This is a genomic window from Amycolatopsis sp. NPDC102389 (assembly GCF_044765885.1).
GTDB lineage: Bacteria > Actinomycetota > Actinomycetes > Mycobacteriales > Pseudonocardiaceae > Amycolatopsis.
On the sequence record NZ_JBIWKX010000054.1, the window covers coordinates 33596 to 54503 of the forward strand.

20 protein-coding genes are annotated in these 20908 nt (G+C 70.2%); 17 read left to right on the plus strand and 3 right to left on the minus strand.

The features are described from left to right. The first annotated feature begins 134 nt into the window (after nucleotides 1–134). From ACIRGA_RS32590 to ACIRGA_RS32630, 9 genes are all read left to right on the plus strand, one after another. Entirely contained in the window at nucleotides 135–1124 is a 990-nt protein-coding gene (locus ACIRGA_RS32590) for a hypothetical protein (RefSeq protein WP_400948386.1), read from the plus strand. A gap of 105 nt (nucleotides 1125–1229) precedes the next feature. Next, on the plus strand, nucleotides 1230–2768 hold the full coding sequence (locus ACIRGA_RS32595; RefSeq protein WP_400948388.1) for a hypothetical protein: 1539 nt from the start codon (nucleotides 1230–1232) through the stop codon (nucleotides 2766–2768). 22 nt (nucleotides 2769–2790) lie between these two features. Then, nucleotides 2791–3588 (plus strand): sugar phosphate isomerase/epimerase family protein, encoded by a 798-nt coding sequence (locus ACIRGA_RS32600; protein WP_400948391.1) that lies wholly within the window; start codon nucleotides 2791–2793, stop codon nucleotides 3586–3588. Nucleotides 3589–3729: 141 nt separating this feature from the next. Beyond that, nucleotides 3730–4560: a thioesterase family protein gene (locus ACIRGA_RS32605; RefSeq protein WP_400948394.1), complete on the plus strand. Its 831-nt coding sequence runs from the start codon at nucleotides 3730–3732 to the stop codon at nucleotides 4558–4560. Nucleotides 4561–4584: 24 nt separating this feature from the next. Next, nucleotides 4585–5394 (plus strand): pyrroline-5-carboxylate reductase, encoded by an 810-nt coding sequence (gene proC, locus ACIRGA_RS32610; RefSeq protein ID WP_400948396.1) that lies wholly within the window; start codon nucleotides 4585–4587, stop codon nucleotides 5392–5394. Between the two features lie 263 nt (nucleotides 5395–5657). Next, nucleotides 5658–5873, plus strand: coding sequence for a helix-turn-helix domain-containing protein (locus ACIRGA_RS32615; protein ID WP_016330918.1), 216 nt, complete (start codon nucleotides 5658–5660; stop codon nucleotides 5871–5873). Between the two features lie 145 nt (nucleotides 5874–6018). Then, nucleotides 6019–6120 (plus strand): 30S ribosomal protein bS22, encoded by a 102-nt coding sequence (locus ACIRGA_RS32620; RefSeq protein WP_007030867.1) that lies wholly within the window; start codon nucleotides 6019–6021, stop codon nucleotides 6118–6120. A 287-nt stretch (nucleotides 6121–6407) separates the two neighbouring features. After that, nucleotides 6408–7457, plus strand: a complete 1050-nt coding sequence (locus ACIRGA_RS32625) for an NAD-dependent epimerase/dehydratase family protein (protein ID WP_400948399.1) — start codon at nucleotides 6408–6410, stop codon at nucleotides 7455–7457. Beyond that, nucleotides 7454–8545, plus strand: a complete 1092-nt coding sequence (locus ACIRGA_RS32630; protein ID WP_400948402.1) for a lysophospholipid acyltransferase family protein — start codon at nucleotides 7454–7456, stop codon at nucleotides 8543–8545. The genes ACIRGA_RS32625 and ACIRGA_RS32630 overlap by 4 nt, the downstream gene beginning before the upstream one ends. Nucleotides 8546–8696: 151 nt before the next feature. Here ACIRGA_RS32630 and ACIRGA_RS32635 read toward each other — a convergent pair whose 3' ends face one another. From ACIRGA_RS32635 to ACIRGA_RS32645, 3 genes are all read right to left on the minus strand, one after another. After that, nucleotides 8697–9599, minus strand: a complete 903-nt coding sequence (locus ACIRGA_RS32635; RefSeq protein ID WP_016330921.1) for an HAD family phosphatase — start codon at nucleotides 9597–9599, stop codon at nucleotides 8697–8699. Between the two features lie 97 nt (nucleotides 9600–9696). Next, nucleotides 9697–10785, minus strand: coding sequence for a DUF5667 domain-containing protein (locus tag ACIRGA_RS32640; RefSeq protein WP_400948405.1), 1089 nt, complete (start codon nucleotides 10783–10785; stop codon nucleotides 9697–9699). A 109-nt stretch (nucleotides 10786–10894) separates the two neighbouring features. Beyond that, on the minus strand, nucleotides 10895–11602 hold the full coding sequence (locus tag ACIRGA_RS32645; protein ID WP_400948408.1) for a sigma-70 family RNA polymerase sigma factor: 708 nt from the start codon (nucleotides 11600–11602) through the stop codon (nucleotides 10895–10897). Nucleotides 11603–11864: 262 nt separating this feature from the next. On the opposite strand from ACIRGA_RS32645, the gene ACIRGA_RS32650 reads away from it, so the two are divergent. From ACIRGA_RS32650 to ACIRGA_RS32685, 8 genes are all read left to right on the plus strand, one after another. Further along, nucleotides 11865–13379 (plus strand): AMP-binding protein, encoded by a 1515-nt coding sequence (locus ACIRGA_RS32650; protein ID WP_400948410.1) that lies wholly within the window; start codon nucleotides 11865–11867, stop codon nucleotides 13377–13379. An 11-nt stretch (nucleotides 13380–13390) separates the two neighbouring features. Beyond that, complete coding sequence (locus tag ACIRGA_RS32655; protein ID WP_400948413.1) at nucleotides 13391–13627, plus strand: glutaredoxin family protein; 237 nt, start codon at nucleotides 13391–13393, stop codon at nucleotides 13625–13627. 57 nt (nucleotides 13628–13684) lie between these two features. After that, nucleotides 13685–15220, plus strand: coding sequence for a molybdopterin-dependent oxidoreductase (locus ACIRGA_RS32660; RefSeq protein WP_400948415.1), 1536 nt, complete (start codon nucleotides 13685–13687; stop codon nucleotides 15218–15220). 178 nt (nucleotides 15221–15398) lie between these two features. Further along, nucleotides 15399–16226 carry a redox-sensing transcriptional repressor Rex gene (locus ACIRGA_RS32665; protein ID WP_005151741.1) on the plus strand — a complete coding sequence of 276 codons (828 nt, stop codon included), beginning with the start codon at nucleotides 15399–15401 and terminating at the stop codon, nucleotides 16224–16226. A 1-nt stretch (nucleotide 16227) separates the two neighbouring features. Further along, complete coding sequence (locus tag ACIRGA_RS32670) at nucleotides 16228–17535, plus strand: glutamyl-tRNA reductase (protein WP_400948418.1); 1308 nt, start codon at nucleotides 16228–16230, stop codon at nucleotides 17533–17535. Between the two features lie 7 nt (nucleotides 17536–17542). Beyond that, the gene (gene hemC / locus ACIRGA_RS32675) at nucleotides 17543–18490 is read left to right on the plus strand and encodes a hydroxymethylbilane synthase (RefSeq protein ID WP_400948421.1); all 948 of its coding nucleotides are present in this window, start codon (nucleotides 17543–17545) and stop codon (nucleotides 18488–18490) included. Nucleotides 18491–18550: 60 nt separating this feature from the next. Then, on the plus strand, nucleotides 18551–20083 hold the full coding sequence (locus ACIRGA_RS32680) for a bifunctional uroporphyrinogen-III C-methyltransferase/uroporphyrinogen-III synthase (RefSeq protein ID WP_005151748.1): 1533 nt from the start codon (nucleotides 18551–18553) through the stop codon (nucleotides 20081–20083). A 128-nt stretch (nucleotides 20084–20211) separates the two neighbouring features. Continuing rightward, nucleotides 20212–20559, plus strand: coding sequence for a hypothetical protein (locus tag ACIRGA_RS32685; RefSeq protein WP_400948424.1), 348 nt, complete (start codon nucleotides 20212–20214; stop codon nucleotides 20557–20559). Nucleotides 20560–20908: the final 349 nt, after the last annotated feature.

Sequence of the window (20908 nt, forward strand, 5' to 3'; positions counted from 1 at the left end):
CCAGCATAAGACGCGGTGAAGGACGCTTTCGTCTCATCGCATGCGGGGAAAGTCCCCTTCAGCCCCGGCCCCTGCGATACAGATCACGGTTACGGTTTCGTGACCTGACGTGGGGGCGGGTACCGTAGACGCTCGTGCGCCTAGGGGTACTCGACGTCGGTTCCAATACCGTCCACCTGCTCGTGGTCGACGCCCACCGTGGCGCCCACCCGACCCCGATGCATTCCGAAAAGGCCGTCCTCCGCCTCGCCGAGCAGATCACCCGCAACGGCGACCTGAGCCGCGCGGGCGCGGACAGCCTCGTTCGTGCGGTCGAATCGGCGAAGGCGGCCGCGGCCCGGCTCGGCTGCGAAGAGGTCATGGCGTTCGCCACCTCCGCGGTCCGCGAGGCCAAGAACGCCCCGAAGGTGCTGGCGAAGGTCCAGGAGCAGACCGGCGTCGAACTGAAGGTGCTTTCCGGGATCGACGAGTCCCGGCTCACCTTCCTCGCCGTCCGCCGGTGGTTCGGCTGGTCGGCGGGCAAGCTGCTCGTGCTCGACATCGGCGGCGGCTCGCTCGAGATCGCGATGGGCCGCGACGAGGAGCCCGATCTGGCCGAATCGCTGCCCTTGGGCGCGGGCCGGACCACGCGGACGCGGTTCCAGCACGACCCGCCGACCCGTTCGGAGCTCATCGCGACTTCGGCGTGGATCGAAGAACAACTCGCCCCGCTCGCGAAGAAGGTCGCCAAATTGGGTGAACCCGATCGTGTCGTGGCGACCTCGAAGACGTTCCGGTCACTCGCCCGGCTGACCGGAGCGGCGCCGTCGGCCAGTGGGCCGCACGTGCGCCGTACCCTGACCGACACCGCGTTGCGCCAGCTCATCGCGTTCATCTCCCGGATGACCGCCCAGGACCTGGCCCAACTCGAGGGGGTCAGCGCGAGCAGGTCGCATCAGCTGGTGGCCGGCGCGCTCGTCGCACAAGCCACCATGCGGGCGCTTTCCCTGGAAGAACTGGAGATCTGTCCGTGGGCGCTGCGAGAAGGTGTCATCCTTCGACGGCTGGACCATTCGAACGGTGCGGACGACACTGTGGGCGGCAGCGCCCGACTGGACTTAGTCGACGGAGAACGGGCACGGTGAAGAGGTGACGGAAATGCGGATGACGGTGGATAGCGCGCGCGACGCCGCCGATGCCCCGTCGCGTGCCGGTTCACAACGGCTCGAGCGCGCATTGGACAGCACGGTATGACGGACGAGACAGAGAGCGGCCAGCCACAGAAGACGGTGGCGGAGCTGCTCGCGCAGCACGGAGCCCAGCCCGAAGGCGGGCGCCGCAGGCGACGCCGCGCGGCCGACGACGAGGACGAGGCTCCCGAGCCCACTCGCGGACGGCGCGCGCCGTCGGTGAGCGACACCGCGCCGCAGGCGATCATCGACCGGGTGTCCGGCGATACCCCGCCGCCGGCGAACCGTCCTCCGCGCCGTTCGCGCCCGCAAGACTCCGGCGCGCGTCCGCTCCCGCAGCCGCAGCAGGACTCCGCGCCGCTGCCGGTGCCGCCGAACGTCGCGTCCACCCCGACGCGGCAGACGCCGCCGGTGCGCCCGCCGCAGGAGCAGAGCGGCTATCAGCAGCGTCCGCCGCAGCAATCCGGTCAGTTCGCGCGGCCCATGCCGCCGCAGGAGCAGAGCGGTTACCAGCAGCGCCCGCCCCAGCAGTCGGGCCAGTTCGTCCGGCCGACCCCGCCGCAGGAGCAGTCCGGCTACCAGCAGCGTCCGCCGGACTCCGAGGGACTGCCCCCGCGTGGTCGTCCGCGGCCTCCGGGACCGGAGGAGACCCGCGGCGCGGTGCCGCCGGTCCGCCGCCGTCCCGAGCCGCCCGCCGGTCCTCCGTCCTCCGGGCTTTCGGCGAGACTCGACGGCGGCCTCGACGCCCCGGCCGAAGACGTCCAGGACCAGCCCGGCCCGATGGCCAGTGGCGGGTTCGCGACGCCGCCCGCCCAGCCGGCGCGGCGCCGCCGCCCGGCCGCCCGGCCGCCCCAGCCGAAGGCCGAGCCGAGCACCGAGCAGTTCGCCGCGGTCGGCGACGAAAACACGCCCGAACCCGAGGCGCCCGTCGCACCCGCGGCACCGCCCGCCGGGCTCGCCGGATGGCGTAAACGCAGGCAGAAGGTGCAGTCCGAGGACACCGAGATCGGCGGCATCCCGCCGGTACCGCCCCCGGTCGCGCCCGTCGAGCCGGACGCCGATCCCGAGCCGGACCCGTTCGACGCCGGCCCCCCGACCATGGGGCATCCGGCACCGATGCCGTTCGTGCCGCCCCACTCGCTCGACGACCGCGAGCGGCAGGACAACCTCGACGACTACGAGCGCGAGTTCGCCGACCCGGCGTACCCGGACGGCGGCCCGGACTTCGGCCGCGACGACTACGGCTACCGCGCCGACGAGTACGAGGACGACTACGACGATCAGGCCGAGGATGTCGTCGAGGACGACGAGCCCGCGGCGTCCGCCGAGAAGGTCTCGCCCGGGAAGCAGTGGCTGGCGCTGGCCGGTCAGCTCGCCCTCGGCGTCGTCGGCGGCGCCGCCGTGTGGCTGGGCTTCAACTGGCTGTGGGTGAACATCCCCGCCGCCGCGCTGGTCGCCGCGGTGCTGGTGATCGTCGCGCTGGTGTGGATCGTCCGGAAGATCCGCAAGGCGGAGGATCTGCAGACCCTGGTGCTCGCGGTGCTGGTCGGACTGGTGGTGACGGTCTCACCGGCCGCACTCCTGCTGGTCGCCCGCTAGCGGCCTCGGGAAGAATGCCGGAATGGTTCAGCAGGTTCCGGTAGGCCTTTCGACGGCGTCCGTCTGGCCGTTGCGGGCGGGCACGGCGTTCGAGCTGGCCGCAGACCTCGGCTACGACGGTGTCGAGGTGATGGTCTGGGCCGACCCGGTCAGCCAGGACGTCTCGGCGCTGCGCCGCTGGTCGCGCCGCACCGGGGTGCCGGTGCTGTCGATCCACTCGCCGTCGCTGCTGATCACCCAGCGCGTGTGGTCGCCGGATCCCGTGGTGCGCCTGCGGATGTCGGTCGAAGCGGCACAGGAACTGGGCGCGCGCACGGTCGTGGTGCATCCGCCGTTCCGGTGGCAGCGCCGCTACGGCGACGCGTTCGGAGACCTCGTCGACGAGCTCGAAGAAGCCAGCGGCATCGAGATCGCGGTCGAGAACATGTTCAAGGTCCGGCCGCCCGGAGGCTCGCGGACGTCGCGGGTGTCGGCGTTCCGGCCTTCGATCGACCCTACGGACGTAGGGTTTCGCCACTACACGCTCGACCTGTCCCATACAGCGGCAGCCGGGATGGACGCCCTCGCGCTCGCCGACCGCATGGGTCCCGGGCTCGCGCACGTCCATCTGGCGGACGGCACGGGGCTCCCGAAGGACGAGCACCTGGTGCCCGGACGCGGCATCGAACCCTGCGCCGAACTGCTGGAAAAGCTCGTGAGCAGCGATTTCTCCGGGCAGGTCGTGCTGGAGATCAACACCCGCCGGTCGCCGAGCGCGGCGCAGCGGTCGCGGGACCTCGCGGAGTCACTCCTGTTCGCGAGGCTTCATCTCGGCCAGTGACAAAGATCGTCTCCAGGTGCGGAGATTCATTCCTCCCTGCGCTCGAGGCGCTGGTACACGTAAAGTTCCGACCGTGAACCAGCTGCGCTTGTTGATCTCCCGCACCCCGATGGATCGGCTCGTGGCCTGGGTCAGTGCTCGGTGAGCGCGACCGACGAAACGAGCACCTCCTTCGACGCGGCATGCGCGACGAGATCACTGGGTGACGGCACCTTCACGGCGGTTCTCCGGACCGAATGGTCGATCGGCGGACATCCGCACGGCGGCTTCCTGATGGCCTTGATGGCACGGGCCGCCCTGTCGTTCCTGCACGAGCGCGGCGAGCCGCCGTCCGAGCCGCTCGCGATCAGCGCGGAGTTCCTGCACCCGCCCGCGGTGGGGCCGGTGCTGCTGCGCATGGACGTCCGAAAGGTCGGAAGGCGCGCTTCGGTCGTCGGGGTCCTGCTGGAGCAGCGGGGCCGCAGCTGTGTCGAGGCCAGGGTGACCACCGGACGGCTGCCGATGCGGCGGCCGGAGTGGACCGACGTCCCGGCCATGCCCGCGGAGCCGCCGCCCGGCGCGGTGCCCATGACCGGTGAGACCTCCGAAGGCCTCTTCAACCTCGCGAAGGGCTGCGAGGTCCGGCTCGATCCGGCGAGCGTCGGCTACCTGCACGGCCGGATCGGCGACCCGCCGAGGATCCGCTTGTGGGTCCGGCCGAGGCACGGGCTCGCGGACCCGTACTTCGCCCTGCTCGCGAGCGACGTGAACCCGCCGGTGGTCTACAACCTCGGCCGGGTCGGCTGGGCGCCCACCGTGCAGCTGACCGCGTTGCTGCGCACCCGGCCGGCGCCGGGCTGGCTGCGGGTGATCGTCCAGAGTCAGTCGGTGCACGAGGCCTGGTTCGACTCGGACGCCCTCGTGGTCGACTCGCAGGGCAGGCTGGTCTGCCAGGCGCGGCAGCTGGCCCTCGCCCCGGCGCCTGGCGGCTGACGGCGGTTTGGCACGCTGAACGGCATGAGTGTGATCGCGGTTCTGGGTGCCGGGAAGATCGGGGAGGCCCTGCTCTCGGGCCTGCTGCACGGCGGGCACAGCCCCGCCGACCTGCTGTTCACCGAGCGGTATCCGGCGCGCGCCGCCGAGCTGACCGAGCGCTACGGCGTGCACGGGGTCAGCGTCGCCGACGCCGCCCGCCGGGCCGACGTGCTGGTCGTCGCGGTCAAGCCTCAGGACATCGAGCCCGTGCTGGACGAGCTCGCGCCGCTGCTCGGCGAGGAGTCCCTGGTGGTCTCGCTGTGCGCGGGCCTGCCGACGGCCCTGTACGAGCGCAGGCTGGCCGACGGCGTCCCGGTGGTGCGGGTCATGCCGAACACCCCCATGCTCGTCGGAGAGGCGATGAGTGCCGTCTCCGCGGGTGCGCACGCGACCGCCGAGCACATCGCGGTGGTGAAGGACCTGCTTTCGCACGTCGGGCAGGTCGTCGAGGTGCCCGAGTCGCAGCAGGACGCCGTCACGGCGCTGTCCGGCTCCGGCCCGGCGTACTTCTTCTACCTGGTCGAGGCCATGATCGACGCCGGGATCCTGCTCGGCCTGCCCCGTGCGCTCGCCGGCCAGCTGATCATCCAGTCGGCGGTCGGAGCGGCGAAGATGCTCGCCGAGTCCGACGAACACCCGGTGCTGCTGCGTGAGGCCGTCACCTCGCCCGCCGGGACGACCATCAACGCCATCCGCGAGCTGGAGAAGCACGGCGTCCGCGCGGCGCTGCTGGCCGCCATCGAGGCCGCGAAGGACCGCTCGACCGAGCTGGGCCGCGCCCACGAGGGCTGAGGCGACCCAGGTCTTTTGATCCCTTGTAGTCGCGCGTTTAGGCCGTTAGGCCCCGCGATCGTGATGGCAGGGCGCCGTTCGAGCTAACGCGACTTCGCTGCGTAGCCGCGCCCTGGCGGCGCGGTCGCGGTCGCGCGATATTTATCCGGTCTCGCGTCGCTTTAGCCACACGTGTCCCGCTACTCTCAGGAGAGCACGTGCGTGTCGATACCACAGGTGGGGAAGCCTCGTGGCGCGACACGTGTCGAAGGACACGGTGAATCATGCCGCCGAACAAGAAGGATGACCTGCCTTCAGTGGGCCAGGTCCAGTTCCTGACGGTCGCCGAGGTGGCCACGCTGATGCGGGTCTCCAAGATGACCGTCTACCGCCTCGTTCACTCGGGCGAGCTGCCCGCGGTGCGCGTCGGGAAGTCGTTCAGAGTGCCCGAAAAGGCCGTACACGAGTATCTGCAAGGCGCGTACTTCGACGTGGGCTGAGGCCCGCTTCGCGGAGCACAACGTGCCCGCCCGAGGGCGTCTTCCGGGGCGCGAGTACCCTGGAAGACCGCTCGTGCCTGTGCGCTCCACCCGTTGGACGCTGCGCCGGGCAGCGTGACCGACGACGAAGGAAGGAGCGCTCACGATGGGCTCTGTGATCAAGAAGCGCCGTAAGCGCATGTCGAAGAAGAAGCACCGCAAGTTGCTGCGCCGGACGCGCGTTCAGCGTAGGAAGGCCGGCAAGTAAGACACAGCCGGTGAGTGGCCCGTCCAGTTTCTGGACGGGCCATTCCCATTCGGTGGGCGGTTTCCGCCCATTCGAGTGAGACGTGCATCCCCTCTGCGAGCAGCGGGTTAATAGCATGTAAGCGCTGACTCGACTACCCCTAATGAGCGGTAACATCTCAAGGGCAGCCGCGCGATGCTTCCAATGAGTGCAGGTACGCGCACACTCGGTGGATCAATCCGCGCTCGAAGGTCATCAGGACCCCGTGATCGAAAGCCCGAGAACCGTCCAAAGCCGCAGGGAGTCCTATGCCGTCGAACATCGTGCTCGTGACCGGGGTCGGGGGAGACCTTGGCGGGAAACTGCTCGCCAGACTCGGCAACAATCCGGAGTTCGAGCGGGTGATCGGCGTGGACACCACGCCCCCGCAGAAGTCGGTGCTGCAGCGGATGGGGCACGCTGAGTACGTCCGCGCCGACATTCGCAACCCGCTGATCGCCAAGGTGATCAGCACGGCCAAGGTCGACACCGTGGTGCACGCCTCGTGCACCGCGCATCCGGCGGGCCCGGCCCGCCGGACGGCGATCAAAGAGGTCAACGTCATCGGCACGATGCGGCTGCTGGCGGCCTGCCAGCGCTCGCCGCTCGTGCGCAAGCTCGTGGTGAAGTCGACGGCCGCCGTCTACGGCGCCGGCGCGCGTTCGCAGGCCGTCTTCACCGAGGATTCGGAGCTCATCCCCACCTCGGCCAGCGGCTACGCGAAGGACGCCGTCGAGATGGAGGGGTACGTCCGCGGGCTCATGCGCCGCCGCCCCGACATCACGACGACGCTCCTCCGGTTCGCCAACATCATCAGCCCCGAGATCGACACCGTGCTCTCGCGCTACTTCGCGCTGCCGTTCGTCCCGACCGTCTTCGGCTACGACGCCCGGATCCAGCTCCTTCACGCCTCCGACGCGCTGGCCGTCTTCGAACAGGCGACGCTGAACGACAAACCCGGCGTGTTCAACGTCGGCTCGGAGGGGGTACTCACCCTCTCTCAAGCGATCCGGCGAGCCGGGCGGGTCGAACTCCCGATGCCCAGCGGCGTCGTGCCGTCGGTCGGCAAGGTGCTGCGCGGGGCGAGGGTCGTCGACTTCTCCGCCGACCAGGTCCGGCTGCTGAACTTCGGCCGCGTCGTGGACATCACGAAGCTCAAGAAGGACTTCGGCTACACCCCGCGCTGGACGACGCGGGAAGCGTTCGACGATTACATCACCGGCCGCGGGCTCCGGCCCGTGGTGGACGGCGGCAGGCTCGCCGGATTCGCGGGCAAGGTGCTGGTGGCCGCGGCGACCGGACAGGCGGCGCACCGATGAGCAGGCCACACGAGAACTCTCACGAAGGCGAGGCGGAAGACGTGAGCGGCGCTGAAGCGCAGGTCATCCCGTTGCACGGCCCCGGCAGAGAGAAGCCGGACCCGGCCGTCCAGGCGGAGCGGGATCTTCGCGAGTCGGAAGAAGCACAAGAGCATCTGGAGCAGGAACGCCGGGCGGACGCGCCCGTCGTCGAGTTCCCCGGGGCGGCGCGGGTCTCGCCCGCCCGGACCCGTCCGGCCGACGCGGACCTCCTCCCGGCCTCGCTCAGGACGGCACTGGAGTTCCTGCGCGACCGGTTGACCGGTGACTACACCGTCGACGAGTTCGGCTTCGACGCCGAGCTCACCGAGACCCTGCTGTTGCCGCCGCTGCGCGCGCTCTACGAGAAGTGGTTCCGGGTCGACACGTTCGGCGTCGAGAACCTGCCCGCCGACGGCGGCGCGCTGCTGGTGTCGAACCACTCCGGCACGGTGCCGCTCGACGCGCTGATGACCGCCGTCGCCGTGCACGATCACGTCCCCGGCGGCAGGCACCTGCGCGGCCTCGGCGCGGACCTGGTGTTCCAGCTGCCGCTGATCGGCTCCTTCGCTCGCAAGTCGGGGCAGACGCTCGCCTGCAACGCCGACGCGGAACGCCTGCTGCGCAAGGGAGAACTCGTCGGCGTCTGGCCGGAAGGGTTCAAGGGGATCGGGAAACCGTTCTCGTCGCGGTACAAACTGCAGCGGTTCGGCCGCGGTGGTTTCGTCTCCGCCGCGCTGCGGACCGGGGTGCCGATCATTCCCGTGTCCGTCATCGGCGCGGAGGAGATCTACCCGAAGGTCGGCGACATCAAGCTGCTCGCGCGGGTGCTCGGCCTGCCGTACTTCCCGGTGACGCCGTTCTTCCCGCTGCTCGGCCCGCTCGGCGCGATCCCGCTGCCGACGAAGTGGACCATCGAGTTCGGCGAGCCCATCCGCACGGACACCTACGACGCGGACGCCGTGGACGACCCGATGCTGGTGTTCACGCTGACCGACCAGGTGCGGGAGTCGATCCAGCAATCGCTGTACAAACGCCTGTCGCAGCGGAAGAGCGTCTTCAAGGGCTAGAACGCGTCATTCGCGTGATCAGAGCCGTAACTCACGTGATCGGGGCCGTCATTCGCGTGATTAGAGCCGGAACTCGAGAGATACGGCGCCAAGCACGCGAGTTACGTGTTCGATCACGCGAGTGACGGGTTCAGGCACGCGAGTGACGCGGTCAGCGCTTCCGGTAGGCCATGCCGGCCGCGACGGCGCCGGCCACGGCGCCGACGCCGAGCACCGAAGGCACGCCGATCTTCGCGGCCTTCCGCCCGGTCCGGAAGTCACGGATCTCCCAGCCGCGGGCCCGCGCGACGTCGCGAAGACCGCCGTCCGGGTTCACCGCGACGGCGGTCCCGACGACCGACAGCATCGGGACGTCGTTCTGCGAGTCCGAATACGCCGTGCAGCGCTTGAGATTCAGTCCTTCGCGTGACGCCAGCGCCCGCACGGCGTGGGCTTTCGCGCGGCCGTGCAGCAGGTCTCCGACGAGACGGCCGGTGTAGACGCCGTCCTTGGTCTCCGCGACGGTGCCCAGCGCGCCGGTGAGGCCGAGGCGCCGGGAGATGATGGCCGCGAGCTCGATCGGGGTCGCGGTGACCAGCCAGACGCGCTGTCCGGCGTCGAGGTGCATCTGCGCGAGCGCCCGGGTGCCGGACCAGATCTTGTCCGCCATCAGCTCGTCGTAGATCTCTTCGCTGATGTCGGTCAGTTCCTGCACCGTGCGACCGGCCACAAAGGACAGTGCGCGCTCACGGTGGGTCTTGATGTCCTCCTTGTTCTCCCGGCCGCCGAGCCGGAATTTCACCTGCTGCCAGACGAATCCGGCCAGATCGGCGGACGTGAAGAACTTACGGGCGGCCAGTCCGCGGGCGAAGTAGAAGATCGACGCGCCCATCATCATGGTGTTGTCGACGTCGAAGAACGCGGCCGCCGTCAGGTCCGGCGGAGCGGGCGGCGCGGGCGGTTCGAGTGCTTCGGCGGACGCGGTCGCCATGGCGGCCTCGGCCGACGCCTCGCCCGCGAGCTCGGCCAGCCGTTCGAGCTCTTGACTCTTGTCCCTGCCCCGCCAAACTGACACGCACACCGCCTCCGGAATCCCAGGTGCCTGAAGCACAGCGTAGCGAGCGGCCGACCACGCTGTCCCAGGTGTGGCGCCTGCCTCACGTGACACCGCGTCAGCCGATGGTTATCGGCGGTAATCCCGGAATGAGCGGTGGAATCGAAATCAGCGGCGGCTTCGGCGTGGTGGTGGTCGTCGGCACGGGCGGCAGGTTCGTGGGGCCGGGGACGGGTGCCACGGGCGGCGGCGTGCCTCCTGTCGGCGGAGCGAGCGGTCCGGTCGGGGTCGCGGTGTCCACACCGGACGACGGTGGCGGCACCGAGGCCAGCGTCGGTGCTCCCGTCGGAGCCGACGACGGTGGGGAAGACGTCACCGGCGGCAGGACGGCGTCGGGGGAGTCGGGGTTGCGGACGCAGTCACCGGCGGCCGGGACCGCGCCCAGTTCGTCGGAAGAGCCCGTGGTGATCGTGTAGCAGATCAGGCGCGAACCGAGATCCGTCGTCCGTGTCTGCACCTTGTCGAGCAGGACGCGGGCCGCGTCGAACTTGTCGCGCGCTTCGGCGGGGGCGTGGCCGGCCTGGAGACCGAGCCGGTCGGACTGCTGCCGCGCCCAGGAGCGGAGTTCGGTGAGCCGGGTCTGGCCACCCTGATCGGTGACGAGCGCGGTCAGCCGCGAGACGCCGGCGCGCAGATCCGTCTCGAAATCGGCGAGTCCGGTGAAGTACGCGTCGGTGGGTGCGCCCTGTCGCGTCAGCTCGTCCAGTTCGCCGACGCGGTTCGCGGCGAACTCCAGGTGCTTCTTCGCCTTGTCCTGTTCGTCGAAGGTGAGCCCGAGCGAGGCCGATTCACCCGCTCGTTTGATGCCGTACAGCGGATCGCCCGGCAACGCGTCCTTGGACAGCAAGAGGGTGATCCCGCCGAGCGCCAGCACGAGCGCGACGGCGGCCGCCGCGAGATTGGCGACGGCGTGACCACGTCGCTTCGGTACGGCTTCGGCTTCGGCGAGGCGCCCGGCGATCTCGTCGCGGATCCGTTGGCGGGTTTCGGCGTCGGGTGCGCCGCCGGCGCCGAGTTCGCGCAAGCCGCCGACGAGCGCCAGTTCGTGCGCGAACTCGTCGTCGTCCGGGGATTCGGTGCCGTCGACAAGATCGGCGAAGCGGTCACCGTCCGCCCGCTCCCGCGCGAACCATCCCGGCACGCCCACGGCGAAGTCTCCATCTGCTCAGCCCGGTCCTGACACCGGTCTGGCTGAGAAAACGAGCGGGGAGGCCCAATAGTTACGGCAAGGCCCGGTGAGGGACAAATATGGAACGTTAACGCAGTCCTGTGGGCAGAAGTTGTGCCAAACGGCGTACCGCGCGGTGCTGAAGGGCCTTGATGGCGCCTTCGTTGCGCTTCATGATCGCCGCGGTCTCGGCGACCGAGAGCCCCTGCATGAACCGCAGCACGATGCACTCGCGCTGGTCCTCGCCGAGCTCGGCGACGCAACGGAGGAGCTCGGCGCGGGTGGCGCGGCTGATGGCCTGCTGCTCGGGCCCCGCCACGGCCTGCACGCCGACGTTCCCGATCGGCGCCCCGTTGGGCTCGGCGACCTCGTCGGTGACGACCTCGAGACGGAACCGGCTCGACTTCACGTGGTCGAGGATGATGTTGCGCGCGATGGTGACGAACCAGGCGCCGACGTCACGCCCCTGGTAGCTCACCGACGTGATGCGGCGCAGCGCCCGGAGGAAGGTCTCGCTGGTGACGTCCTCGGCGAGGTCCCGGTCGCCGAGACGGAACAGGACGTAGCGGTAGACGACGTCTACATAGCGGTCGTAGAGCCGTCCGAACGCCGAGGTGTCGCCGTCCTGGGCGGCGCTGACCAGCTCCCACGCTTCGGCCTTCGCGGCTTCGGCGGCGGCGTCGTTCTCCGCGGTGTCGCTGACCTTCGGCCGGGCCGGTGTCGCCGAGGGGAAACCACTCCGGCGCAGGATGTGGCCCGCCAGCATCGAGACGGGGCTCGTCGCGGGAAGAGTCACGGTCCACCTCCCGTTCCGGACAGGGAGGACCGGCCCGCATGTCCCACCGCCGCGTGGGCCTGCAAGATCTGCACGTCCGGACTCCCTTTCTCACCATCGAGTGATCAACACCACTCGACGACGACCAGCAGCATACGTGTAGTTACCGCGAAGTAGGTAGCGGTGCCGGGGTTACGGAACTGCGACGAAAGCGAGTGACACCCATGACGGTGGCCGAGATGACAAACTGGCAACGCCGTTCACCGAGGGAAGAGGTTCGCAGTTGAGCGCGGAGCAGGTTGCCGATCCAAGTGTGCCCACTTTGCTCGCCGAGGCCGCCCGTCAGTGGCCCGGGAAGGTGGCCGTCCAGGAGACCGGCGGAGGGGTCGCGCTGACCTGGGCCGAACTCGACAACGCCGCCCACGCACTGGCCCGCGCCCTGCTCGACGCCGGAATCGAGCGCGGCGACCGGGTGGCGTTGCGCCTGCCGACGTCGGCCGCGTTCGCCGTCGCGCTGTTCGGGGCGCTCCGCGCGGGAGCGGTGGTCGTCCCGGTCTCGCCGCAGGGGCCGTCGGCGGAGTTGCACGGGCTGCTGGAGCACAGCGGCGCGCGGCTCGTCCTCGAACGCGAACCCACCGACGAACTCCCCGACCGGGTGATAAGCCTCTCACCGCCTGTTACGTCGGATGGAGCAGCCGAGCCGGTCGACGCGTCCGGCGCCGGTGAGGACATAGCGGTCATCTCGTACACCTCCGGCACGACCGGCCCGCCGCGCGGCGTGATGCTGTCGCACCGGGCGCTGCTGGCGAACCTCGACCAGCTGAGCCGGATCGTCCCGGCGCCGCTGGTGCACGGCGACCGCGTCCTCATCACCATCCCGTTGTTCCACGTCTACGGCCTGGGCCCCGGCCTGCTGCAGACCACGGCGGTCGGCGCGACGGCGATCCTTTCCGAGCGCTTCCTCGCCGAACGCACCCTCTCCGACTGCGCCGAATACCGGGTGACATCGATCGCCGGCGTACCCGCGATGTACGCCGAATTCGCCGCGATGGACCCCGAGGAGCTCGGGCGGGGCCTTTCCACCGTCCGGCGGATGACCTCGGGCGCGGCGCCGTTGCACCCCAAGATCCTCACCGCCCTCCGCGGCGCCACCGGACTCGACGTCTACGAGGGCTACGGCCTCACCGAATGCGCGCCCGTGGTCACCACGACGCTGGTCACGGGCTACCCGAAGCCGGGTTCGGTCGGGCGGCCGCTGCCCGGTGTCGAGCTCCGGCTGGTCGACAGCGACGGCGACGCGGAGCCGGTCCCGCTGGACCCGGACGACCTCGGCGACGCCTTCGACGAGGACGGCGGCACCGGCCTGGTGTCGATCCGCGGCGCGAACCTGTTCTCCGGCTACTGGCCCGACGGCTCCCACGGCCCCGACGAGGACGGCTGGTTCCGCACCGGCGACGTCGGCTACCTCGACACCGACGGCGATCTGCACCTGGTGGACCGCGCCAACGACCTGATCATCGTCAACGGCTTCAACGTCTTCCCGCACGAGGTCGAGAACGTGATCTCGATGCTGGACGAGGTCGTCGAGGCGGGCGTCGTCGGCGTCGTCGACGAGCGGACCGGCGAAGCGGTGAAGGCCGTCGTCGTCCCCGCGCCCGGTGCTTCGCTTTCGGAGCAGCAGGTCGTCGAGCACTGCGCCGAGCATCTGGCGGGGTACAAAGTGCCGCACACCGTCGAATTCGCCGAGTCGCTGCCGCATTCGGCCACCGGGAAGCTGCGCAGGCTGCGCCTCAGGTAAGGATTGAACGCATGGCGCACCACGTGACCGTCATGACTCGCACCGGTTGCCACCTGTGCGAGGTCGCGGAACAGGACATCGAGCGGATCTGCGGCGAACTGGGCGTCGCCTGGTCGGCGGAGGACGTCGACAGCGACCCCGAATGGCGGGCCGAATACGGCGACCGCGTGCCGGTGATCCTGATCGACGACGCCGAGCACGGCTACTGGCGCGTCGAAGAGGACAGGCTCCGGAAAGCCCTGGCGTAACAGTCTCGTAAGGGCGATCGGCCGACCTTCGGGCCGATCGCTGACGAAGATGGAGTCGTGGACGACGAACGCAGGCTCAGCTTCCCGCAAGCCGCACTGACCGGGCTCCTGTCACTGGCGGCGGCCCTCGGCGTGGGACATCTCGTCGCGGGATTCGTCGGGTACACGGCTTCGCCCTTCGTCGCCGTCGCGAACTTCGTCATCGACCACAGCCCGCACGCGGTCGTCGCCTGGGCCGAGCAGACGCTGGAGACCTGGGACAAGCCCGTCCTCAAGATCGGCCTGGCCGTGGTGCTGGTGCTGTTCGCACTGCTCGCCGGGCAGCTCTCGCGCCGCAAGCCGCTGCCGGGGCAGGTGCTCGCCGGCGTCCTCGGCGCGGCCGGTGTCGCCGCCGTCTTCGTGCGCACCGACCTCGGGCAGATCGCGCTGCTGGCGCCGGTGATCGCCACCGTCGTCGCGCTCGTCGTGTTCACGCGGCTGCACTCGTTCTTCCGCCCGAAGGTGTTCTTCGACGACCGTGAAGGCGAAGGCCCGGACCGGCGGAAGGTGCTGATCACCGGCGCGTCCGTCGCGGCGGGCGCCGGTGTCGCGGCGCTGACCGGCCAGATCGTCGGGACCAGGAAGAACGCCGAGGAGTCGCGTGCCGCCGTCGGCAGGCTCGTCGCGGCGAGGACCGCGCCGCCGATCCCGGCCGACGCGGACTTCGTGAAGCTCGGGACCCCGTCGTACATCACTCCTTCGAAGGATTTCTATCGGATCGACACGGCGCTGGTGGTTCCGCAGGTCCGCACGGAGGACTGGAGCCTGCAGATCCGCGGGATGGTCGATCGCGAAGTCACCTATCGGTATGAAGATCTCCGCTCGCGGCCGCTGATCGAACGCGACGTCACCTTGTGCTGTGTCTCCAACGAGGTCGGCGGCCCGTACATCTCCAACGCCCGCTGGATCGGCATCGACCTCCGCGACCTGCTGAACGAAGCGGGCGTGAAACCCGGCGCCGAGCAGATGTTCGCGACCAGCGTCGACGGCTGGACCTGCGGCACCCCGGTCGAAGCCGCCCTGGACCCGCGGCGCGGCGCGATGCTCGCCCTCGGCATGGACGGCGAACCGCTCCCGATCGAGCACGGCTTCCCCGCGCGGATCGTGATCCCCGGGCTCTACGGCTACGTGTCCGCCACGAAATGGGTGACCGAGCTGGAGATCACCACCTGGGAAGAGCGCAAGGCGTACTGGCTCGACCGCGGGTGGGCCAAGGAAGGGCCGGTGAAGACGCAGTCGCGGATCGACGCGCCGGGCTCGGCGGTGAACGCGGGCAAGATCGTGGTGTCCGGGACCGCGTGGGCGCAGCACACCGGCGTCGCGAAGGTCGAGGTCCGGGTCGATCAGGGGCCGTGGCAGGAGGCCGTCCTGTCCGCCGAGACGTCGAAGGACACCTGGCGGATGTGGTGGACCGAGGTCGACGTCGCCGCTGGTCAGCATCAGATCGCCGTCCGGGCCACGGACCAGTCGGGCTACACGCAGACGCAGGAGCGCGCCGGAACCGTGCCGGACGGCGCCACGGGTTGGCACACGGTGTCGGTCAACGCGCGCTAGAGAGACTGACCACAGCGCTCACCTGTGACTTTGTGCCTGCGTTCACAAGTGGCTACCGTAGATACGTCGCCTCCGAAAGCGCCCGGCATCGAACCGGACTCAGCGCGGCGGGTCAAGAGCCGATTTCCAGGTTCGGGCGATTCATGTCGTGAGCAGGAGCCAGAGGGAGCGGACAAGCGTGGTGTCGCAACGAGGCCGGCGCACCCGGGTGACACCGGACGCCGACAACGCGCCCACCGCGGAGATGCCCGCCGTCGAGGCCGCCGCCGAACCGGAAGCGGTCCGCGCGAAGTCGATCCCCGAGGCCGCCGTCGCCCGCCTCGCGGTCTACCTCCGTGTCCTCTCCGGGCTGGCCGAGCAGGGCGCGACGACGATCTCCAGCGAGGAGCTCTCGCAGGCCGCGGGCGTCAACTCCGCAAAACTGCGCAAGGACCTGTCCTATCTCGGCTCGTACGGCACCCGCGGCGTCGGCTACGACGTCCAGGTGCTGGTCAGCCAGATCGAGCGGATCCTCGGCCTGACCCGCAAGCACAAGGTCGCCGTGGTCGGCATCGGTAACCTCGGGCACGCGCTGGCCAACTACGGCGGCTTCCCGGGCCGCGGGTTCCCGGTCGAGGCGCTGTTCGACCTCGACCCCGACCTGGTGGGTGTCCCGGTCGGCGGTCTCCCGGTCTCGCATCTCGACGAGATCCCCAAAGTCTGCGCCGAACGGCAGATCTCCATCGGCGTCATCGCCACTCCGCCCACCGCCGCGCAGTCGGTCTGCGACCGGCTCGTCGCAGGTGGCGTGCAGTGCATCCTGAATTTCGCCCCGGTGGTGCTGCAGGTTCCGGCACATATCGAGGTTCGCAAGGTCGATCTCGCGGTCGAGCTGCAGATCCTGTCGTTCCACGTCGCTCGTCGCGCCGATCTGGCCGCTAACGGCAACGGCGGAGGAGACGGTGGCCCCGGGGGCGCCGAGAATGGCAGCGTGAACGGCCACGGCAATGGAATGGTGGTGCGCTGAAATGAGCGTGTTGGCGGTCGGGCTCTCGCACCGCAGTGCCGAGCTGAACACCCTGGAGCGCGTCGCGGTCCCCGCGACCGACGTGACCAAGGTGCTCAACGAGCTGCAGCAGGCCGAGCACGTCAGCGAGGCGATCCTCGTCTCGACCTGCAACCGCATCGAGGTCTACGCCGTCGTCGAGACCTTCCACGGCGGCCTGAACGACGTCTCCGACGTGCTCGCCCGCCAGGCCGGGATGGAGCCCGCGGACCTCTACGATTCGCTGTACGTGCACTACGCGGGCGCCGCGATCGAGCACCTGTTCTCGGTCACTTCCGGGCTGGACTCGATGGTCGTCGGCGAGACGCAGATCCTCGGCCAGATCCGGTCGTCGTACGCCACCGCGCGGGAGGCCGGCACCGTCGGCCGCACGCTGCACGAGCTGATCCAGACCACGCTGCGCGTCGGCAAACGCGTCCACACCGAGACCGGGCTGGACCAGCTCGGCGCGTCGGTGGTTTCCGAGGCGCTGGCCGCCGCGGGCGACATCGCGGGCAAGCACGCGCTGATCGTCGGCGCCGGTTCGATGGGCGCGCTGACCGCGTCCCACCTGCGCAAATCCGGGATCGGCGAGATCACCATCGCCAACCGCACCGAGGAACGGGCCGCCCGCCTCGCCGCCGCGAGCGTCGAGCAGGGCGTGCCCGCGAAGGCCGTCCAGATGAGCGGGATCGCGGACGCGGTCGCCGAGGCGGACGTCGTCGTCTGCTGCACCGGCGCGCAGGCCGCGGTCTTCACCGCCGCCCACGTCCCGGCCCGTGCCGGGCGCCCGCTGGTCGTCTGCGACCTCGGCCTCCCGCGCGACGTCGAGCACGACGTCGCCGAGCTGGCCGACGTCACCGTGGTCGACCTCGAGACCATCCAGCGCCGCATGCGGGAAGCGGGCACCCCGACCACCGAGCGGCAGACCGCGAAGGCCACCGGCATCGTGCTCGACGAGGTGCGCGAGTACCTCGCCGGTCAGCGCAGCGCCGAGGTCACCCCGACCGTGACCGCGCTGCGGCGCCGGGCGGCCGAGGTGGTCGACGCCGAACTGCTGCGGCTGGACAACCGCCTGCCGGACCTCGAAGCCGGGGTCCGCGAGGAGGTCGGCCGCACGGTCCGCCGCGTGGTCGACAAGCTGCTGCACGCGCCGACGGTGCGGGTCAAGCAGCTGGCCGCCGAGACGGCCGACACCGACTACGCCAACGCGCTGCGCGAGCTGTTCTGCCTCGACCCGCAGGCGCCCGCCGCGGTGGCGAGTCCTACCGCAAAGCCGAAAGACGAGTGATCATCCAGTGAGCAGAGTCATCCGCATCGGGACACGCGGCAGCAAACTCGCCCTCGCGCAGACCGGCACCATCGCCGACGCCCTGCGTGCCACCGGGGCCGAGGTCGAGCTCGTCACCGTGACGACCCCCGGCGACCAGTCGTCCGCGCCGATCCCCACGATCGGGGTCGGCGTCTTCACTTCCGCGCTGCGTGAAGCCTTGCTGCGCGAGGAAGTGGACGTCATCGTGCACTCGTACAAGGACCTCCCGACGACGCCGGAGCCGGGCATCACGCTCGCCGCCGTGCCGCTCCGCGAGGACCCGCGTGACGCGCTGATCGCCCGTGACGGGCTGACTCTGGGCGAGCTTCCGCCCGGTTCGACCGTCGGCACCGGCTCGCCGCGGCGGACCGCGCAGCTGCGCGCGCTCGGTCTCGGTTTGGAAATCGTGCCGATCCGAGGCAATATCGACACCCGCATGCGCAAGGTGAGCGACGGAGAGCTCGACGCCGTCGTCCTGGCGCGTGCCGGACTGGCCAGGATCGGCCGGGCGGAGGAGATCACCGAGACCCTCGACCCGATCCAGATGCTGCCCGCGCCCGCACAGGGTGCGCTGGCGGTGGAGTGCCGGACCGGTGACGTGGACATCGAGCACTTGCTCGGGTCCACAGTGGACGATGAAGGCACCCGTGCCGTGGCGACCGCCGAGCGGGCGTTGCTCGCGGCGCTGGAGGCCGGGTGCAGCGCACCGGTCGGAGCGCTGGCGGAGATCGTCGAGGACCTGGACGCCGAAGGGCGGGTCGTCGAGCGGATCTCGTTGCGGGGCACCGCCGCCGTCGAAGGTGACGGGGACGCGGTCGACATGGTGCGCGCTTCCGCGCTCGCCGACAAGCATGAAGCCGAACAGCTCGGCCGGACACTGGCCGCCGAGCTGCTCGACCTGGGGGCCGGCGCGCTGTCCGGCCCCGCCCAGTGAGTCAGAACGTTGAAGGTAGGGCCGCGCTCGACTGCGGCCGCTCAAGAGGAGAACGCACAGATGACCCCCGCGCGTAAGACCACCGGGCGTGTCGCCTTCGTGGGCTCGGGCCCCGGTGACGCCGGTCTGCTGACCGTCCGCGCTCAGGAGCTGCTCGCCAAGGCCGAGGTCGTGGTGACCGACCCGGACGTCCCTTCGGGCGTCCTGGCCTTCGCCGCCGAGGGCGCCGAAGTGCGCCCCGCCGTCGGCGAGGCCACCGAGGTCGCCAAGGACCTGGTGAACGAGGCCAAGGCCGGACGGCTCGTGCTCCGGCTGATCGCCGGTGACCCGCTGACCCAGCCCGCCGTCGTCGCCGAGGTGCAGGCCGTTTCCCGGACCAGCGCCGTGTTCGACATCATCCCGGGCGTCTCGCCCGGCGCGGCCGTGCCGGCGTACGCCGGTGTCGCGCTCGGTGGCACGCACACCGAGGTCGATGTCCGCGGCGACGTCGAGTGGGCCGCACTGGCCGCCACCCCGGGCCCGATCGTGCTGCACGCGACGTCGGCGCACCTGGCCGAGGCCGCGTCCGCGCTGACCGAGCACGGACTGGCGCCGACGACCCCGGTCGCGGTGACCTCCAACGGCACCATCAACACTCAGCGCACCCTGGACACCACGCTGGCCACCGTCGCGAACGAGGCGGGCGAGCTCGTCGGCCCGCTCATCGTGACCATCGGCCAGGCCGTCGGCCAGCGCTCGAAGCTGTCGTGGTGGGAGTCGCGTGCGCTGTACGGCTGGAAGGTCCTGGTGCCGCGCACCAAGGAGCAGGCCGGTGAGATGGCGGAGCGGCTTCGCGGCCACGGCGCCACCTCGCACGAGGTCCCGACCATCTCGGTCGAGCCGCCGCGCAGCCCCGCGCAGATGGAGCGTTCGGTCAAGGGTCTCGTCGACGGCCGCTACCAGTGGATCGTCTTCACCTCGACCAACGCCGTCCGCGCGGTGTGGGAGAAGTTCGAGGAGTTCGGGCTCGACGCCCGCGCCTTCTCGGGCGTGAAGATCGCCTGCGTCGGCGAATCGACCGCCGCGAAGGTGCGCTCCTTCGGCATCATCCCCGAGCTGATCCCGGAAGGTGAGCAGTCCTCGGAGGGCCTCCTCGCCGAGTTCCCGCCGTACGACGACGTCCTCGACCCGGTCGACCGCGTGCTGCTGCCGCGGGCGGACATCGCCACCGAGACCCTTTCGGCCGGCCTGCGCGAACGTGGCTGGGAGATCGACGACGTGACCGCGTACCGCACCGTCCGGGCCGCGCCGCCGCCCGCCGAGACCCGCGAGATGATCAAGACCGGCGGTTTCGACGCGGTCTGCTTCACCTCGTCCTCGACCGTGCGGAACCTCGTCGGCATCGCCGGCAAGCCGCACACCCGCACGCTGGTCGCGTGCATCGGCCCGAAGACCGCGGAGACCGCCGTGGAATTCGGGCTGCGGGTCGACGTCCAGCCCGAGAAGGCCGACGTCCCGCACCTCGTCGACGCGCTCGCCGAGCACGCCGCCCGGCTCCGTGCCGAAGGTGCGCTTCCGCCGCCTCGCAAGGCGAAGCGGGCCCGCCGCTCCTGATTCGCTGAAAAGCCCCCTTCCCACGTTTCGTGTGGGAAGGGGGCTTTTTCGGTCCTAAGTGAAACTTCGCCGTGTGCGTAGCGGCCGGCCATAGCCTCGGTGATTCCGACAATCACTGGGGAGTGGTCATGAAATCTCTTGCCTTCACCGTCGCCGCCTTGGGCGTGCTGGCCCTCGGTCTCCCGGGCACCGCGACCGCCGCCACACCCTTCGAAGTGTGCAGTCCGCTCGGATGCGCGGCGCAAAGCGTCCGGGGCACCGTCGATCCGGGACAGCTGGTGGTCACGCTGACCGACCGTTCTCCGGTCTCGGCCCTCACCGCGCGGTTCGCCGTGTCCCCGCAGGGGGTGGTGACCCAGGTGACCGTCGATGACGGGGTGCGGCGGGCGATGGTCAGGTTGCCGGCCGGGGCGAGGCAGCTGACCGTGACGGCCTGCGGTGGCGGAGGCTGCAACAGCAAGTCCATTCCGCTGTAGGCCTCGTGAGCGGTAAGGGCCAAGGTACTTACTGGAGGTGGCGGCCAGGTGGTCGTGGGTCCGTGAAGGCCTCCTTCCCTACCTTCAGGGTAGGGAAGGAGGCCTTCACGGAATGCAGGGGTGAGCAAGCGTGGCGCGGGCCCTCACCGCTGACGTCCAAGCGCCGCTGAGTGTCCACAAAGGACAGTCTCCGACTGCCCGGTGTCCGGTTCATGTCTATATGTACGATCCTGGCCGGGGTCGTGAGTGTTAATGAGGGGTAAGTCAAACGTGGCATGGTCGGTGCGGGTGGGTCGTGGGGGGGGGGGGGGGGGGGGTGTCCCAACACCCCCACACAACCCACCCCAGC

Coding starts and splice junctions, on each gene's coding strand:
- ACIRGA_RS32655 (WP_400948413.1), top strand. CDS start 13,391: ATGGCGCACCACGTGACCGTCATGACTCGCACCGGTTGCCACCTGTGC.
- ACIRGA_RS32600 (WP_400948391.1), top strand. CDS start 2,791: ATGGTTCAGCAGGTTCCGGTAGGCCTTTCGACGGCGTCCGTCTGGCCG.
- ACIRGA_RS32680 (WP_005151748.1), top strand. CDS start 18,551: ATGACCCCCGCGCGTAAGACCACCGGGCGTGTCGCCTTCGTGGGCTCG.
- ACIRGA_RS32685 (WP_400948424.1), top strand. CDS start 20,212: ATGAAATCTCTTGCCTTCACCGTCGCCGCCTTGGGCGTGCTGGCCCTC.
- ACIRGA_RS32670 (WP_400948418.1), top strand. CDS start 16,228: ATGAGCGTGTTGGCGGTCGGGCTCTCGCACCGCAGTGCCGAGCTGAAC.
- ACIRGA_RS32615 (WP_016330918.1), top strand. CDS start 5,658: ATGCCGCCGAACAAGAAGGATGACCTGCCTTCAGTGGGCCAGGTCCAG.
- ACIRGA_RS32620 (WP_007030867.1), top strand. CDS start 6,019: ATGGGCTCTGTGATCAAGAAGCGCCGTAAGCGCATGTCGAAGAAGAAG.
- ACIRGA_RS32630 (WP_400948402.1), top strand. CDS start 7,454: ATGAGCAGGCCACACGAGAACTCTCACGAAGGCGAGGCGGAAGACGTG.
- ACIRGA_RS32625 (WP_400948399.1), top strand. CDS start 6,408: ATGCCGTCGAACATCGTGCTCGTGACCGGGGTCGGGGGAGACCTTGGC.
- proC (WP_400948396.1), top strand. CDS start 4,585: ATGAGTGTGATCGCGGTTCTGGGTGCCGGGAAGATCGGGGAGGCCCTG.
- ACIRGA_RS32595 (WP_400948388.1), top strand. CDS start 1,230: ATGACGGACGAGACAGAGAGCGGCCAGCCACAGAAGACGGTGGCGGAG.